This window comes from Ruegeria sp. AH7 (genome assembly GCF_056541325.1).
Genome location: NZ_JBQFYF010000002.1, coordinates 444,702 through 460,328, shown reverse-complemented (window position 1 = coordinate 460,328; position 15,627 = coordinate 444,702). Strand labels below are relative to the sequence as shown.

At 57.7% G+C, this 15,627-nt stretch carries 14 protein-coding genes; 7 read left to right on the top strand and 7 right to left on the bottom strand.

Annotated features, from left to right (window positions below):
- Positions 1-50: 50 nt before the first annotated feature.
- Positions 51-1,133, bottom strand: coding sequence for a TRAP transporter substrate-binding protein (locus ACR0JX_RS06820; RefSeq protein WP_480497632.1), 1,083 nt, complete (start codon positions 1,131-1,133; stop codon positions 51-53).
- A gap of 250 nt (positions 1,134-1,383) precedes the next feature.
- On the opposite strand from ACR0JX_RS06820, the gene ACR0JX_RS06815 reads away from it, so the two are divergent.
- Both ACR0JX_RS06815 and ACR0JX_RS06810 read left to right on the top strand, forming a co-directional pair.
- Positions 1,384-2,817: a cache domain-containing protein gene (locus tag ACR0JX_RS06815; protein ID WP_480542528.1), complete on the top strand. Its 1,434-nt coding sequence runs from the start codon at positions 1,384-1,386 to the stop codon at positions 2,815-2,817.
- The gene (locus tag ACR0JX_RS06810; protein ID WP_170530537.1) at positions 2,814-3,452 is read left to right on the top strand and encodes a response regulator transcription factor; all 639 of its coding nucleotides are present in this window, start codon (positions 2,814-2,816) and stop codon (positions 3,450-3,452) included. The genes ACR0JX_RS06815 and ACR0JX_RS06810 overlap by 4 nt, the downstream gene beginning before the upstream one ends.
- A gap of 80 nt (positions 3,453-3,532) precedes the next feature.
- On the opposite strand, the gene ACR0JX_RS06805 is transcribed toward ACR0JX_RS06810, so the two are convergent.
- Entirely contained in the window at positions 3,533-3,916 is a 384-nt protein-coding gene (locus ACR0JX_RS06805; RefSeq protein ID WP_170530538.1) for a bleomycin resistance protein, read from the bottom strand.
- A 46-nt stretch (positions 3,917-3,962) separates the two neighbouring features.
- Positions 3,963-4,808 carry a HalD/BesD family halogenase gene (locus ACR0JX_RS06800; protein WP_480542526.1) on the bottom strand — a complete coding sequence of 282 codons (846 nt, stop codon included), beginning with the start codon at positions 4,806-4,808 and terminating at the stop codon, positions 3,963-3,965.
- Between the two features lie 420 nt (positions 4,809-5,228).
- On the opposite strand from ACR0JX_RS06800, the gene ACR0JX_RS06795 reads away from it, so the two are divergent.
- The 4 genes from ACR0JX_RS06795 to ACR0JX_RS06780 all read left to right on the top strand — a co-directional run bounded on the left by ACR0JX_RS06795 (position 5,229) and on the right by ACR0JX_RS06780 (position 8,626).
- Positions 5,229-6,980, top strand: coding sequence for an acetolactate synthase 3 large subunit (locus ACR0JX_RS06795; protein WP_170530540.1), 1,752 nt, complete (start codon positions 5,229-5,231; stop codon positions 6,978-6,980).
- Positions 6,981-7,046: 66 nt separating this feature from the next.
- The gene (gene ilvN, locus ACR0JX_RS06790; protein ID WP_170530541.1) at positions 7,047-7,607 is read left to right on the top strand and encodes an acetolactate synthase small subunit; all 561 of its coding nucleotides are present in this window, start codon (positions 7,047-7,049) and stop codon (positions 7,605-7,607) included.
- Positions 7,608-7,679: 72 nt separating this feature from the next.
- Positions 7,680-7,976, top strand: coding sequence for a hypothetical protein (locus ACR0JX_RS06785; RefSeq protein ID WP_480542524.1), 297 nt, complete (start codon positions 7,680-7,682; stop codon positions 7,974-7,976).
- Entirely contained in the window at positions 7,919-8,626 is a 708-nt protein-coding gene (locus ACR0JX_RS06780) for a helix-turn-helix domain-containing protein (protein WP_480542522.1), read from the top strand. Before ACR0JX_RS06785 ends, ACR0JX_RS06780 begins: the two co-directional genes overlap by 58 nt.
- Positions 8,627-8,657: 31 nt before the next feature.
- Here ACR0JX_RS06780 and ACR0JX_RS06775 read toward each other — a convergent pair whose 3' ends face one another.
- The 3 genes from ACR0JX_RS06775 to prfB all read right to left on the bottom strand — a co-directional run bounded on the left by ACR0JX_RS06775 (position 8,658) and on the right by prfB (position 12,172).
- Positions 8,658-9,434: a DUF2189 domain-containing protein gene (locus tag ACR0JX_RS06775; RefSeq protein ID WP_480542520.1), complete on the bottom strand. Its 777-nt coding sequence runs from the start codon at positions 9,432-9,434 to the stop codon at positions 8,658-8,660.
- A 25-nt stretch (positions 9,435-9,459) separates the two neighbouring features.
- A complete protein-coding gene (locus tag ACR0JX_RS06770) occupies positions 9,460-10,860 on the bottom strand; it encodes an amidase (protein ID WP_480542519.1) in 1,401 nt (466 codons plus the stop codon).
- 187 nt (positions 10,861-11,047) lie between these two features.
- Positions 11,048-12,172: a peptide chain release factor 2 gene (gene prfB, locus ACR0JX_RS06765; RefSeq protein ID WP_480542517.1), complete on the bottom strand. Its 1,125-nt coding sequence runs from the start codon at positions 12,170-12,172 to the stop codon at positions 11,048-11,050.
- 77 nt (positions 12,173-12,249) lie between these two features.
- Here prfB and ACR0JX_RS06760 point away from each other — a divergent pair, with 77 nt between their 5' ends.
- Positions 12,250-13,083 carry an aminoglycoside phosphotransferase family protein gene (locus ACR0JX_RS06760; protein WP_480542515.1) on the top strand — a complete coding sequence of 278 codons (834 nt, stop codon included), beginning with the start codon at positions 12,250-12,252 and terminating at the stop codon, positions 13,081-13,083.
- Here the strand turns inward: ACR0JX_RS06760 and ACR0JX_RS06755 are convergent.
- On the bottom strand, positions 13,077-15,566 hold the full coding sequence (locus tag ACR0JX_RS06755; RefSeq protein WP_480542513.1) for a penicillin-binding protein 1A: 2,490 nt from the start codon (positions 15,564-15,566) through the stop codon (positions 13,077-13,079). The genes ACR0JX_RS06760 and ACR0JX_RS06755 overlap by 7 nt on opposite strands.
- Positions 15,567-15,627 lie beyond the last annotated feature (61 nt).

The following is a 15,627-nucleotide window of genomic DNA, read 5'->3' as shown; positions in this document are numbered from 1 at the left end:
AAAGGTTTCCCCGCGCCTGCGGGGAAACCGTTTGGTCTGATGATCAGGGCTTAGCCGCGCACGCGGTCGCGCTGAGCGGTGTAAGCACCAGACGACAGGTTCAGCCAGGCCGAGGACGATGCCATCGACGCCATCGCGCTGTCGTGGATCTTCTTGAACAGCTCGTCGCCCATGTTCTCGTCCAGAACTTCTTGGCTGGCCTGACCGAAGGCATCCCAAACGCTGTCCGGGAATTCCATGACCTTGACGCCACCCGACTGCAGACGCTGCAGGGCTGCACCGTTGTTGGCCAGGAATTGCGCCAGGTTCCACTGGTGCGCTTCGGCAGCTGCGATCTCGATGATCTTCTGCTGGGCAGGTGTCAGCTCTTCGAACACATCGCGGTTGGTCGCCAGCGACAGACCTGCGCCCGGCTCGTGGAAGCCCGCAGTGTAGTAGGTCTTAGTGATTTCCTGGAAACCAGCTTTTTCGTCCGCCCAGGGTCCGATCCACTCGGTGCCGTCAATCGCACCCGAGGACAGCGCCTGATACACTTCCGAACCCGGAATGTTCTGAACCGATGCGCCCAGTTTACCCAGCGCCTGACCACCCAGACCCGGCATACGGAACTTCAGACCCTGGAAATCCTCGGGGCCGTTGATCTCTTTCGAGTACCAGCCACCTGCCTGCGCACCGGTGTTACCGGCCAGGAAGGATTTAAGGCCGAAGATCGAGCCCAGCTCGTCATGCAGCTCCATACCACCGTCGTGGTAGTACCAGTTCACCAGTTCCTGAGCGGTCATGCCGAACGGAACAGCGGTGAAGAAGGCATAGCCTGGGTGCTGACCCACAAAGTAGTAGTCTGCCGCGTGGTACATATCGGCCTGACCCGAAGATACAGCGTCAAACACTTCAAACGCGCCAACCAGCTCGCCTGCGGCCTTGATGTCGACATTCAGGCTGCCATCGGACATCGCGTTGATGCTGTCGGCGCAGCGCTGTGCACTGTCAAACACACCGGCCAGACCACGACCCCACGAGGTCACCATGGTCAGGGTACGCTGACCCTGCGCATAGGCCGGTGCGGCCAGTGCGGTTGCCGCGGCAGCCGAGCCGCCCAGAGCAGATTTCTTTAGAAATGAACGACGATCCATATGAGTGTTCCTCCCCTTACATAGTCGTAACCCGGAAACACTCCGGGCCTGTCGCATTCAGTAGGCCGCAGGGTAATGCCGAAGATGTGAAAAGGAATACCTAGTACTGCGTAGAAACGCAGGTTTCTGACGGGTTTTTATAGGAAAATAACTAGCAAATACGGCTCGAACCCCGGATTTTCGGTCGTTCTGGTCCTTAAGATGTCCATTCTTTTTGCATTTCTGCCGCCTGTTGCGTATCGATTCGACAATGCAGAGATTAAGAAATCTGGTTTCGCTGACCTATGCGCAGAAGCTGTCCCTTGTCGCCGCGATCCCCTTGGTTGTGGCCGTGGCAGCCATTGCCGTGCTGGTAGCCTACGAAGCGCGTGCAACAGCCGAACGCGAAATCGAAGCGTTGGAGCGCAGCCTGATCGAGGCCAAGAAAGAAGAGCTGCGCAACTACGTCACGCAAGCCCGCAACGGGTTTGCTTACATCTATGGTCGGGCGACACCTGATGACGAGGTGGCCAAGAACCTCGTGTCTCAGATCCTGTCGGCTATGATCTACGGGCAGGACGGGTTCTTCTTTGTCTATGACTATGACGGCAACAACCTTGTCAGCCCCCGGCAGACCGAATTCATCAACCGAAACTGGGAGGGCCTGACCGATAGCGATGGCACGCCCGTTGTGAATGAGTTTATCCGCCTCGCCCGTCAAGGCGCAGGGTGGCACAGTTTCATGTGGCAAAAACCGTCTACCGGAGAAGAGGCGCAGATGATCGCCTATGTGGTCGGGCTACAGGATTGGCGCTGGGTGGTCGGTACGGGCGTGTTCATCGACGACATCGTTGCCGCTGTTGCGAATGCACGCGCCGAGGTCGAAGCCCGTGTGCAGCGCACCTTTATGTATATCGGCGCCATTGTTGTGGCGGCTGTCCTGATCGTGTTTGCCTCGGGCATGTTACTGAACATCCGCGAACGGCGGCTGGCTGACGCAAAGCTGAAAGAGCTGACACAGCGTGTATTTGATGCACAGGAAGAAGAACGCGGACGAGTTGCGCGAGAATTACATGATGGGATCAGCCAGATATTGGTCGGCGTCCGCTATGCGCTGGACACCGCTCGGCGGCGGGTATCTCGTGGAGATATCTCAAATGCAGAGGACCCGTTGGACAAAGGGATCGAACACTTGGGCACCGCCATAACCGAAGTGCGCCGTATCAGCCGCGACCTTCGCCCTGGTGTGCTGGATGATCTGGGTTTGGGCCCTGCCCTTAAATCGCTGACGGATGATTTTCGGGACCGCACCGGGATCGAGACCGAGTTCTCGACCGTTGTATTCCGCAACCGGCTGGATCAGGACAGCAAGATCGCGCTCTATCGAATTGCGCAAGAAGCGCTGACCAATATCGAACGTCATGCCGATGCGTCGCATGTTACCATCGATCTGCGTGGCCACAAGAAAGGTGCGACGATGCGGATCACCGACAATGGGCGCGGGTTGCGAAACGAACCGGGCCGAGTGGCCACCGGGATCGGGCTGCGCAACATGCAGGAGCGCATCGAACAGCTTGACGGGGCGCTGCGTATTCTGTCATCACGCGGCCCGCATGGCGGCACGGTGATCGAAGCCAGCTTGCCGCTGAGCCACCTGCTCCCACCGCAGGAAGACGCAACACCAAAGCGAAAGGCCGGGACATGACCATCCGAGTCCTTATTGTCGACGATCACCCGATGGTGGCCGAGGGCATCCAGTCGATCCTTGAAAGCTATGACGAGATCGAGGTGGTCGGTACGCTCAGCAGCGGTCAGTCTGCTGTGGATCAGGCCGCAAGCCTATCCCCCGATGTGATCCTGATGGATCTGAACATGCCGGGCCTGGGGGGCCTGAGCGCAACGGAAATGATCCTTGAACGTTTGCCTCAAACGCGCATCCTGATCCTGTCGATGCATGACAGCCCAGAATACATCTCAACCGCGCTCAGCCATGGGGCCAAAGGGTATCTGCTCAAGGACGTCCCAACAGACGAAATCAAACAGGCCATTGATGCGGTCATGGCAGACGAGCAATATCTGTGCACTGGAGCAAGCGGGTCGCTGAAACCCAAAGGCGACAGTACCCGAGAGGCCCTGACCGGTCGGGAACAGACGATCCTTCTCGAACTGGCGCAGGGAAAATCCAACAAAGAAGTCGCCCTGGCCTTGGATATCTCGGTTCGCACGGTCGAAACCCACCGCAAGAACATCAAGCGTAAACTGGGCATATCCTCCACCGCTGGGCTCACCCGCTATGCGCTGGAACATGGGGTTTTACAGGGCACTGGTGTGGGGTTCTGATCCAGACGCGGCGCGGCACGCGCCGCCCGGCCCAACCAGAGAAGACGCGCCAAAGGCGCGTTGCCGAGGGGCGGGGGGCTTTAATTTCGAGGGCGAATATCTTCCCCGAAAAAGATCAAGGTCCCGTCCTCATCCAGGACGTGAAACTCGCGCTGTAGGTAGGGCTGATCAAAAGGTGGCCGCACGCGTCCCTCGGGCAGGTCGCTCAAACCATCTTTCAAACTGTCATAGAGCGCATCAATACCTTTCACATCGATGTAAAAGGACTGGTTATCACCCAAAGGTTTGCCATCGGTGCGTGGCGGGCATTCCAGCAACCGGACAGCAACTGACCCCCGCGACAGAAAGGCATAGTTATCCTGCTTGAATCCGCACTCAAACCCCAAACGTCGGCAATAGAAATCAATCTGCGCCTCCAGTGACGCGCAGAGAACAAACGGCGTAATCTGTAGCACTTCGGGCATTGGAACCTCCGGCCTGCTTCAGGATCATGCTACATGTTCTGCTGGCTCAATCCAGCAATTGATCCTGCCGTGTGCCTTCACGCTCATAATGATGCGGCAGGACGCGACCGTATAGCTGCCGGGTGCGCTCGACCCCGCCGCACATTCCTTCGGTTTCCACAAAGGAAAAGATGCCGACATATCTTTGGCGGGTCCCAAAAACCGGCGCGACCCGGTGCAGGGAATACCGCCCCTTGAAGATTTGCAGATCGCCTGGCTGCAGTTCCAACCGGCGCACGCGCGACATGTCGCCATCCAGAACGGCAGAGACTGCACCGAAATTCTCATCCTCCGAAGTCCGCAGGTTCGGCGCATATTCGAACGCACCCCCGTCTTCACCATTTTGAATGGCCAGAGTCACCGTGAAGTTGTTTGTGTCGAAATGCCAGGGAAAGCCCTGCCCCGCTTCCACGACATTGATGATCACATCCGCCAGCGGGTCGTCATAGCGAAAGAACCGATCCGCAGGCTCCTCCAGCGCGGTCCGGATGAAGGGCATGAACCCGTCAAACTCATAAATCCGTCGCAAGGGTCCGGATTTAGGGAAATTGTCCGCCGGGACAAAAGCATTCGAACGTTCATAGAAGCGGCGGATGGGATGGCCGATTCCGAACCGCGGGTCATCTTTAGTGAAATAGGCGTTCGTTCGGTTGAAGGAGCGATGGGCTTGCGGCGACACCGCGTCGGCCTCTTTCACCAACAGCTCCAGCCCGCCGGGATGCACAAAACCCGGCAATACCGCACAGCCATCTTCGCTCAGTTCGCGCTGAACATCATCAATCATCCGGTCATAAGCCTGTGAACCTGGCCGGTCGATGGGATAGCGGCCCAAATCCACCAGATCATGCAGCATGACATACCTCCCTCGTAGTCCCGTCTCTGTCAGCGTGACTCAGTTAAACCGCCCGATCATGCCCATTTTGGACATTTGCTTGACGCATTCAGACTGGCGAATATCCATCCCAACCGGCGCCCAAGACATCATTTTTCGCTAAAATTCCCAACCTGCGGCAATCTGCGCAATAAAATGTCGCAAAATAACTTCTTGAAGATAGAAAATTGGTGCAATTGCCTGTTGACGCCCTTGCGCGCCGCTCATAATGTCCCTGCACGCAAAAAGGAGCCTCTGGCGATGAGAACGCTAGTCGTAATCGTGGGAAACAAGCGCATGGGCCGGTAACGGTAAACCATAATCGAACCCATGCGCCTCCGAAAACATCGGGGGCTTTTTTTTGTCAAACGCAAGACACATGTCGCGAACGGAGCAAAGCAGATGACACGTGAGATGACCGGCGCAAAGATGGTGGTTCAGGCCCTCAAGGATCAGGGCGTGGACACGGTATTCGGATACCCCGGCGGCGCCGTGCTACCGATCTATGATGAGATCTTTCTGCAAAACGACATTCGCCACATTCTCGTACGCCACGAACAGGGAGCCGTGCACGCCGCTGAAGGCTATGCGCGGTCGACCGGCAAACCCGGCGTTGCGTTGGTGACATCAGGACCAGGCGCGACAAACGCGGTAACTGGCTTGACCGACGCGTTACTGGATTCGATCCCGATCGTTGTTCTGACCGGCCAGGTTCCGACTTTCATGATCGGCTCCGACGCGTTTCAAGAGGCCGACACGGTTGGCATCACCCGTCCCTGCACGAAACACAACTGGTTGGTGAAAGACACGGACTCATTGGCCGAGACCATGCACGAAGCCTTCCACGTCGCCACCTCGGGCCGCCCCGGCCCCGTATTGATCGACATTCCCAAGGACGTGCAGTTTGCCTCGGGCGAGTACGCTTCGCCCAAATCCTCAACCTCGCACTATCAACCCATCCTGAAAGGCGATCTGGAAGAGATCACCGAATTGGTTGCGGCGATAGAGACGGCGAAAAAACCGGTGTTCTATACGGGTGGTGGCGTCATCAACTCGGGTCCTGCGGCCAGCCAGCTGCTGCGTGAGTTGGTCGATGCGACTGGCTTTCCGATCACCTCGACTCTGATGGGTCTTGGTGCCTATCCGGCTTCGGGCAAAAACTGGCTGGGCATGCTTGGGATGCATGGTCTCTATGAGGCCAATATGGCGATGCATGATTGCGATCTGATGATCAATATCGGCGCGCGGTTTGACGACCGGATCACAGGCCGGATTGATGCGTTTTCGCCCAATTCGAAAAAAGCGCATATCGATATCGACCCATCCTCTATCAACAAGGTGATCCGCGTGGATATCCCGATTGTGGGCGATGTGGCCCATGTGCTTGAGGATATCCTGAAGATCTGGAAAGCGCGGGGCCGCAAGACGGACGCGGCGAATGTCAAGCAATGGCAGGCGCAGATTGCGGATTGGCGCAAGGTGAACTGTTTGGCCTTTACCGCCAGCGAAAAGACCATCAAACCACAGCACGCCCTGCAACGGCTTGAGGAACTGACCAAAAAGCATGACCGCTACATCACCACCGAAGTGGGTCAGCACCAGATGTGGGCGGCACAGTATCTGGGCTTTGAAGACCCCAACCGCTGGATGACATCCGGTGGCCTGGGCACGATGGGCTACGGCTTCCCCGCGTCGATTGGCGTTCAAATGGCCCACCCAGATGCGTTGGTGATCAACGTTGCCGGCGAAGCCTCATGGCTGATGAATATGCAGGAAATGGGCACCGCCGTTCAGTATCGCCTGCCGGTGAAGCAGTTCATCCTGAACAATGAACGCCTCGGCATGGTGCGCCAGTGGCAGGAGCTGCTGCATGGCGAGCGCTATTCGCATTCCTGGTCCGAGGCCCTGCCCGATTTCGTCAAACTCGCCGAGGCCTTCGGGGCCAAGGGTATCCTGTGTTCCGACCCCGCCGATCTGGATGACGCGATCATGGAGATGATCAACTACGACGGCCCGGTGATCTTTGACTGCCTTGTTGAAAAGCACGAGAACTGCTTCCCCATGATCCCGTCGGGCAAAGCCCATAACGAGATGTTGCTGGGCGAGGCCGAAACGCAGGGCGTGATCGATTCCAAAGGTTCGGTTCTGGTTTAACAACATTCGTCGGAATTGATCGGGCGCCCGACGCCCGGTTTTCGCAAGGTGATGAAAGGGACATAAATGTCTGCCCTACATATCAAAAAAGGCTCTACCCGCCATTCGGCCTATAACCTACGGCCCACATTTTCGGACGTGCAGGAACGGCACACAATCGCGGTACTGGTCGAGAACGAGCCGGGCGTACTGGCCCGCGTGATCGGCTTGTTTTCGGGCCGTGGATACAACATCGAAAGCCTGACCGTGGCCGAGGTCGACCACACCGGCCACCTAAGCCGCATCACCATCGTCACCACCGGCACCCCGCAGGTGATCGAACAGATCAAGACACAATTGGGCCGGATCGTGCCGGTTCATGATGTTCATGATCTGACGGTCGAGGGCCCCTCGGTCGAGCGCGAACTCGCGATCATCAAAGTGGTCGGAGAAGGTGACAAACGGGTCGAGGCGCTGCGTCTTGCCGATATCTTCCGCGCCAATGTGGTCGACAGCACGCTGAATTCGTTCATTTTTGAGATCACCGGCGCACCCGACAAGATCGACGCCTTTGCCGATCTGATGCGCCCGCTGGGACTGATTGAAATTGCCCGCACCGGTGTTGCCGCCCTGCTGCGTGGCGATTGATTTTTCTTAAGCCCCGACCCTGCCTCCGAAAACTTCGGGCGGGGTCGATCTGAAATTGGTCGATTTCCACAGATGCTGGCAATCGAGTGGCTTTATGTGCGTTATTTTTACCATAACGCCCCTTCTCCTGAGAAAAACCTCAAACAAATTAAGATAAAGCCTATTGCTTTTGGCTTACGGCGCGTTAGCTTCGGCCCGCAACGCGATTTGGGGATGCGTTGTTTTGGTGATTTTTGTGATTTCTCAGTGCCTGCGGTGATCCGTAAGCCTGAACTTTTAACACGTGAAGCAATAAAGCGCCGGGGAAAAACATGGCCGATGACATTCGCAGCCCTGCTGAGCTTCGGGCTATGTTCGGCTCGAACCTAAGGCACCTTGCGCGCGACTACCCATCTGTCTCGGCCTTGTGCCGGAAGCTCGGCATCAATCGGACGCAGTTCAATCGCTACCTCGCAGGCGAGAGCTTCCCGCGCCCGGATGTTTTGGATCGGATTTGTCGGTTTTTTGATGTTGATGCAAGGATTGTCCTAAGCCCCTTAGGTGAAATTCCCGCTGTGACAGAACATCCTGCGAGTTCAATCCTGACACAGTTTCTGGGGTCCGGGTCTGAAGTTCGAGGACCAAAGACTTTTGCATCCGGTTTCTATGCGGTCGCCGAAAGCCAGCCCTCGGCACCACAAGTGACCTTGCTTTACGCCAAACGGCGACCTCAATGCACCTTGATACGGGGTTATACCCCCCGAGCCCATATGCCCGGCACATCACCACAAGCGCGCGAAATTCAAGGGATTGCAGCGACCACTGGCGATCATGTCTACATTCTGACCTCACAACGCGGTGGCCATAACAGTAAGATATACTTGCTGAATCAGGATGCCGAATTTTGGCGCGGAACGGTTATCAAACCCTCTGAACCGCATCAGCCACAGCCGGTTGTTCTGCGCCATCTCAAACAGAACGCTGAAACCGTGTTCCAAGCCGCGCGACGATCTGCAAAAACCGGTGGACCATCAGTCTAACCCTCGCGAAACGGCGCCTATGGCAGATCGATCAATCTGGTGCGTCGTCACTGCAAATTCCTCGGTACAAATGCCAACTTGCATGACCCAACAAAGGCAGCACGATCAACAGGCCCAAAAACCAGGGAAGCATCGCAACAAAGGTCAAAACCGCGATAAACAGCCCCCAAGCCAGCATCACGACTTTATTTTGTGAGACATATGTAAAGCTGGCGATCATGGCGGTGACAAAATCCAGCTCTCGATCCAGCAGCATCGGGATCGACAGAACCGAAATCATATAAAGCAGCGTTGCAAAAACCGCACCAACAGCCGTGCCGACAGCCAACATCATCACCCCGTTGGGGGTCAGAAAAACCTCCAACGAACTGGATATGTTCGTCATCGTCGAGAGCCCCATGAAAAGTGCAAATATCATGTGGCCCAAAAAGAACCAGAACAAAAACACCACAACGATGATGGCGCAGATCGAGGGCAATTGGCGGCGGCTTTGCTGCAGCACCACGCCAAACACGGCAGGCATATCAAGGGGTTCCCCCTGTTCTAACCGACGAGAGACCTCGTAGAGGCCGACAGCCGCAAACGGCCCGATCAGCGGAAAGCCGATCGCGGCCAGAACCAGCCAGAAACTTGTACCAGTTTGCACGGTGATCCAGGCCATGGCCCAACCGGCCAGAACATAAACCCCCGCGAAGATCAGACCGAACACCGGCGCGCGGCGCAGATCAGCCCAGGCCTGATGCAGTGCCTGCCGTATCATCACGCGGTTCACCGGGCGCAGGTTCGGTACACCAAAGGGTCTATCCATCTCAACTCCTCCTCGCCATGAGGCGTTACTGCAAGGCGGGCCGCCTTTGGGGCCACTCTGTTGCCGCATGATAGGCCGCGCCAATGGACAACAGGCGGGCATCCGACCCACGCGGCCCGAACAGTTGCAGCCCCATCGGCAATCCTTGCGCCCCAAAACCAGCTGGAACCGCCAGGCAGGGCAGACCGATCAGGCTGACGGGCACGGTCACATGCATCCAGCGGTGATACGTATCCATGGCCCGCCCAGAGATTTCGGTCGGATATGGCAGGTTGACATCAAAAGGCCAGACCTGCGCCGCCGGCAGGATCAGGGCATCGTAGTGGTCAAAAACCTCGACTGCCTTTCGGAACCAATCGGACCGTACCACGCTCGCCTGATGCACTTGCAACGCCGACAGTGCCAGACCCCGATCCAGCTCCCACTGCGCGCTGTCTTTTAGGGCATCGCGGTTCTGGGACAACGGCTCCAGACCCGACGCAACAGACCAAGATCGCAACGTGATCCAACTGTCCCACATGGCTTCCGCATCAAAAGGCGGCGGTATACGCTCGATATGGGCCCCCAACTGCCCGAACACACCCAAAGCCGTTTCGCAAAGGTCCAGGACCCCCGCGTCCATCGGAAAGGCGCCTCCCCAATCCGCCAGCCAGCCAATACGCATCCCCGTCAAATCCAGGGGCTCAACCGGCGACACAGACCTATGGGGCGCGTTCAAGGGCAATCGCGGATCAGACCCCGCGATCACATCCAGCAACAGGCCAATATCCTCGGGGCTGCGCGCCATTGGTCCAAGGGTTGACAGTTGGTGCAGAAAGCTATCCCCAACCGGGTCCGACGGCACCAGGCCCCAACTGGGCCGAAACCCGTAGACGTTATTCCAGGCTGCCGGATTGCGCAAACTGCCCATCATGTCCGACCCATCGGCCAGCGTCAGCATCCCGGTCGCCAAGGCCACCGCCGCACCGCCCGAAGATCCACCGCAGGTTCGCGCGGCATTGTAAGGATTGCGCGTCGCCCCGTAGACCGGGTTGAACGTATGTGATCCCAACCCAAACTCGGGCGTGTTGGTCTTGCCAATCAGGATCGCGCCTGCTGCCCGCATCCGCGCTGCGATCAGATCATCTGTTTCGGGCACGAAGCCGTTAAACAGCGGTGATCCCTGCGATGAGGCAACACCCGCCACATTCACCAGATCCTTTACCGCCACGGGCACCCCATGTAGTGCCCCGCGTATTGGCCCGGCATCCATCGCACGGGCCTCCGCCAACAACGCCTCTTCATCCCGTAACGCCACGATGGCGTTCACCGCGCCGTTGACCTGCCCGATCCGCTCCAGCGTTGCGCGCATCACGTCCTCCGCCGACACCCGCCGCTCCGATAAGTCCGCGATCAGCATCTGCGCAGAATATTCTGTGATGTCCATTTAGGCTCCAACGGCAGGGGTCGTGAATGTCACATCCAGCCTAGCCGCGCCACCAGATCATTAAAACCCACTGTTTCAATACATCTTTTCGGCCCGCGGACACGCACACCGTATCCACTTCATCTGGCCAAAAAATATCCCGGGGGAGCCGCGGCCCGCCGCGGCGGGGGCAGAGCCCCCTGCCGACTTACTCGCCTTGCGCTTCGGACCGGCTCTTGCCCGCCACGTTCAACGCCAGCGTCGCCGCCATGAACCCATCCAGATCCCCGTCCAGCACCCCTTTGGTGTCCGAGGTTTCATAGTTTGTCCGCAGGTCTTTCACCATCTGATAGGGCTGCAACACATAAGATCGGATCTGGTTGCCCCAGCCCGCATCACCTTTCGCCTCATGCGCGGCGTTGATGTCAGCGTTCCGGCGATCCAGCTCTTGCTGATAGAGCCGCGATTTCAGCGCCTTCATGGCTATGTCGCGGTTCTGGTGCTGGGATTTCTCGGACGAGGTCACAACAATCCCGGTGGGAATATGCGTGATCCGTACCGCCGAGTCCGTGGTGTTCACGTGCTGACCACCCGCACCGGACGACCTGTAAGTATCGATCCGAATATCCGACGGATTAACCTCAATCTCGATATTGTCATCCACGACCGGATAGACCCAGACCGAACTGAAAGACGTATGCCGTTTTGCCGCCGAATCGAACGGAGAAATTCGCACCAGTCGGTGCACGCCGCTTTCAGATTTCAGCCAACCGTAAGCATTGTGACCGGTGATTTTATATGCTGCAGACTTAATCCCAGCCTCTTCACCGGCCGTCTCCGATTGCAGCTCGACCGTATAGCCCTTTTTCTCTGCCCAGCGCACATACATACGCGCCAGCATCGAGGCCCAGTCGCAGCTTTCCGTGCCACCCGCACCTGAATTGATCTCAAGAAAAGTGTCGTTGCCGTCAGCCTCGCCATCCAACAGCGCTTCAAGCTCTTTCTTGGCAGCCTTCGAGCCCAGCTTGGCGATGGCTTCTTCGGCGTCCTGAACAACCTCGTCATCCTCTTCCATCTCGCCAAGTTCGATCAGCTCAATATTGTCGCTAAGGTCAGTTTTGATGGATTCGTATGTCTCAATGGCGTCGACCAGCATCTGCCGCTCGCGCATCAGTTTCTGCGCGTTTTCAGGGCTGTCCCACAGGTTGGGGTCTTCGACCCGCGCATTGAACTCCTCAAGCCGGTGAGGCGCGGTTTCATAGTCCATGCGCTGCGCCAGCAGCTCCAGCGACTTTTCAATCTCCGCCACGATATTTTGGGTTTCGGCGCGCATGGTGTTGTCCCAACTTGCTCAATCAGGCCTGCGTGATAGCAAGAGGTGGAGGCCACCACAAGACAGGCGCATCGGGAATGCAGAACCCACCACAAGAGATTCTGGATCAATGGCAGCTGACTTTGATCACGCCGGTTGCGGAAACCGGCGCGGCCCGTGTTTGGAAGGTTCTGGATCCTGATGATACAGCGGCTGCGCTCAAACTCTATCACCGCCCGGATCGCGGCAACGAAGCAGCGGGAACCGAAATCCTGAGCGCCTGGCAAGACCGGGGAGCCGTCAGGATTCTCAAAGAGACCGGAACAGCGATCCTGATGGAATGGCTCGAAGGCCCCACGCTTGGGGACATCGCGCGGCGGGGAGAGTATGGTCAGGCCCTAGTCACTTTGGCAGAGACCGCCAAGCGCCTGCACGCCAAGCCCACCCCTCAGATTTCGGGGTTGCGCCCGCTGACCCAGGTGTTCCACCCCCTTTTCGAATGCCAATTCGCCCCCTCCTGTCCCGTCGATCTGGTTCGGGATATGCAACAGGCCATTGGGTTGGCGCGAAGCCTATTGGACAGTCAGACAGCGATGACCCCGCTGCACGGCGATCTGCACCCCGACAATGTCATCCTCAGCAGCGCGGGTCCACGTGTCATCGACGCCAAAGGCTATCTGGGCGATCTTGCCTTTGAATTGGCCAACACAATCCGGCATCCCAAGGGTATGCCAGAGCTCGTGCGCCAACCGGATCACATGAACAAATGTCTTTCGCTCTACGCAGATACTCTTGGCGTTGACCGAAAGCGCCTGGCCCAATGGGCCGCCGCCAAATGCGCGTTGTCGATCTACTGGAGGGCAAAAGGCTCCCTTGCACAAGACAAAGAGGCCGATTTGTTGCGCTTGCTGCTTAACGCAGCAAATCAGTAAAGACCGCCCGTGCTCAAATCGCCTTGCGAGGCTTTTGGGCCGACGGTGACCGTTTCACCTGTTGAAGTTTGCACCTGTACACCTGCGCGCTGAACCTCTTCGAACAGCGGCAAATCTGATCCGATGGCAAAGCCGCCATCATAAATCCGGTCGATAAAGCCATCGACACCATCGCGGAAGTATTCAGCCACGACATAATCGCCAGTCGCCTCTGCGGGCAGACGCGCGCCGCTGAACCGGTCAATCTTGATAAAGTGACCACCGGGCGGCACGTCGAACGGGCCCCCGCCATATTTCTCAACCGCTTTTTCCATGAAGCTCTGGAACACCGGGCCGCACATGGTGCCACCATAGGCCCCCCGGCCCATCGGGCGCGGACGGTCATAGCCGATATAGCAGCCCGCCACGATGTTCGAGGTAAAGCCGATGAACCAGGCGTCTTTCGAGTCGTTGGTCGTTCCGGTCTTACCCGCGGTCGGCACCGGCAGGTTAACGAAACGCGAAGCGGTGCCCCTGTCCACAACGCCCTTCATCATCGAGGTTAGCTGATACGCCGTAATCGCATCCATCACCTGCGAGCGGTTGGTCTCAATCGTGGGCGATTCATCCGGCTCCAGCCAGCTGGAGTTACAATCCAGACATTGCCGATCATCATGGCGATAGATCGTCTTGCCGAACCGGTCCTGAATGCGGTCAACCAGCGTGGGCTCTACCCGTTCACCGCCATTTGCGAACATCGCGTAAGCCGCAACCATCTTGTAGAGCGTCGTCTCTTCGGACCCCAGCGAGCTGGCAAGGAAAGCGCCCATGCGGTCATAGACGCCGAAACGCTCGGCGTAACCGGCAACGACGGGCATCGTCACCTCTTGCGCCAAACGGATGGTCATCAGATTTCGGGATTGTTCGATCCCGGTGCGCAGCGGCGTCGGGCCATAGAACTTGTTGGACGAGTTCTTGGGCCGCCACAGACCCTGCGGCGTGTTCACCTCAATCGGCGCGTCCACAACGATGGTTGCTGGGCTATAGCCGCTGTCCAATGCGGCGGCATAGACGAACGGTTTGAAGCTTGATCCCGGCTGGCGCTGCGCCTGCGTCGCGCGGTTGAACACTGTGTCCTGATACGAGAACCCACCCTGCATCGCCAGAACGCGGCCTGAATTCACGTCCATCGCAACAAAGCCGCCCTGCACTTCTGGCACCTGACGGGCGGACCACTGCCCCTCTTCCCCGGCCATCACAAGGATCACGTCACCGCGTTTGAAATTGTCGAAGAAATTGCCCTGCATCCACTTGATGTCAGAACGCGGGATGATGCCATCGGATGGTCCGTCCTCGATCCCGACGGTCAATTGCTGCTCGGCCACGTCCAGCACCACAGCCGGATACCATTGGGTCGGCAGCACCACATCGCGCGGGATTTCCATCAGAGACAGCGCATCGCGCCATTGTGCCTCATCCGCCAGCGCGTCCTCGGCAATCACCTCACCGGTTCCGCGCCACTTGCCACGAGACAGGTCATATTTCTGCAATGCGGTGCGCAGGGCTTTGGCGGCCTCGACCTGCATTTCCTCATCAACCGAGGCACGGACGGTGAAACCACCGGTAAAGAATTCACCCTCACCAAAATCTTCGCTCAACTGACGGCGGATTTCATCGGTGAAATAGTCGCGCGGTGGCAGCGCGGTGCGAAAGCTTTCGAAATCGCCGTTCTGCACCGACCGCAGCGGCATCTCGACTTCGGTCTCATAAGTCGCCTGATCGATATAGCCGTTCTGGTTCATCTCACGCAGCACGTAGTTGCGGCGGGCAAGCAGGCGTTCCTTTTGCCGAACCGGGTGATAATCGGATGGCGCCTTGGGCATCGAGGCCAATGTCGCGGCTTCGTGCGGGGCCAGTTCCTGCAAGGTCTTGTTAAAGTAGGTCTGGGCGGCAGCGGTTACACCATAAGAGTTCTGACCCAGGAAAATCTCGTTCATATAGAGTTCGAGGATTTGTTCTTTGTCCAAGGTATCCTCAAGCCGGGTGGCGAGAATGATCTCTTTGATCTTTCGCTCGGCCCGGCGGTCGCCCGACAACAGGAAGTTCTTCATCACCTGCTGCGTAATGGTCGAGGCCCCGCGCACGGTTTCACCCTTTGACCGGATTGCCTCAACGCCCGCTGCGATGATCCCACGCGGGTCATAGCCCTGATGGCTGTAGAAATTCTTGTCCTCGGCCGAGATAAAGGCCTGTTTCACCAGATCGGGGATTTCCTCGGACGGGGTGAACAGACGACGTTCCTGTGCGAATTCGTCGATCAGCTGACCCTTGCCCGAATAGATGCGGCTGATCGTTGGCGGTTTGTATTGGGCCAGCGATTCATGGCTGGGCAGATCGCGGCCATACATCCAGAACACGGCACCGATTACCAGCGCCGCCATAAAGATACCCAAAGTCACGAGGCTGAAAATCGCCCCGAAAATCGAAAGAACAAACCGGATCACGTTACTGCCTTTTTCTCGCGCTGCCGCCTATATAGGGGCGCACCGCCCAAGGGTCAAAACC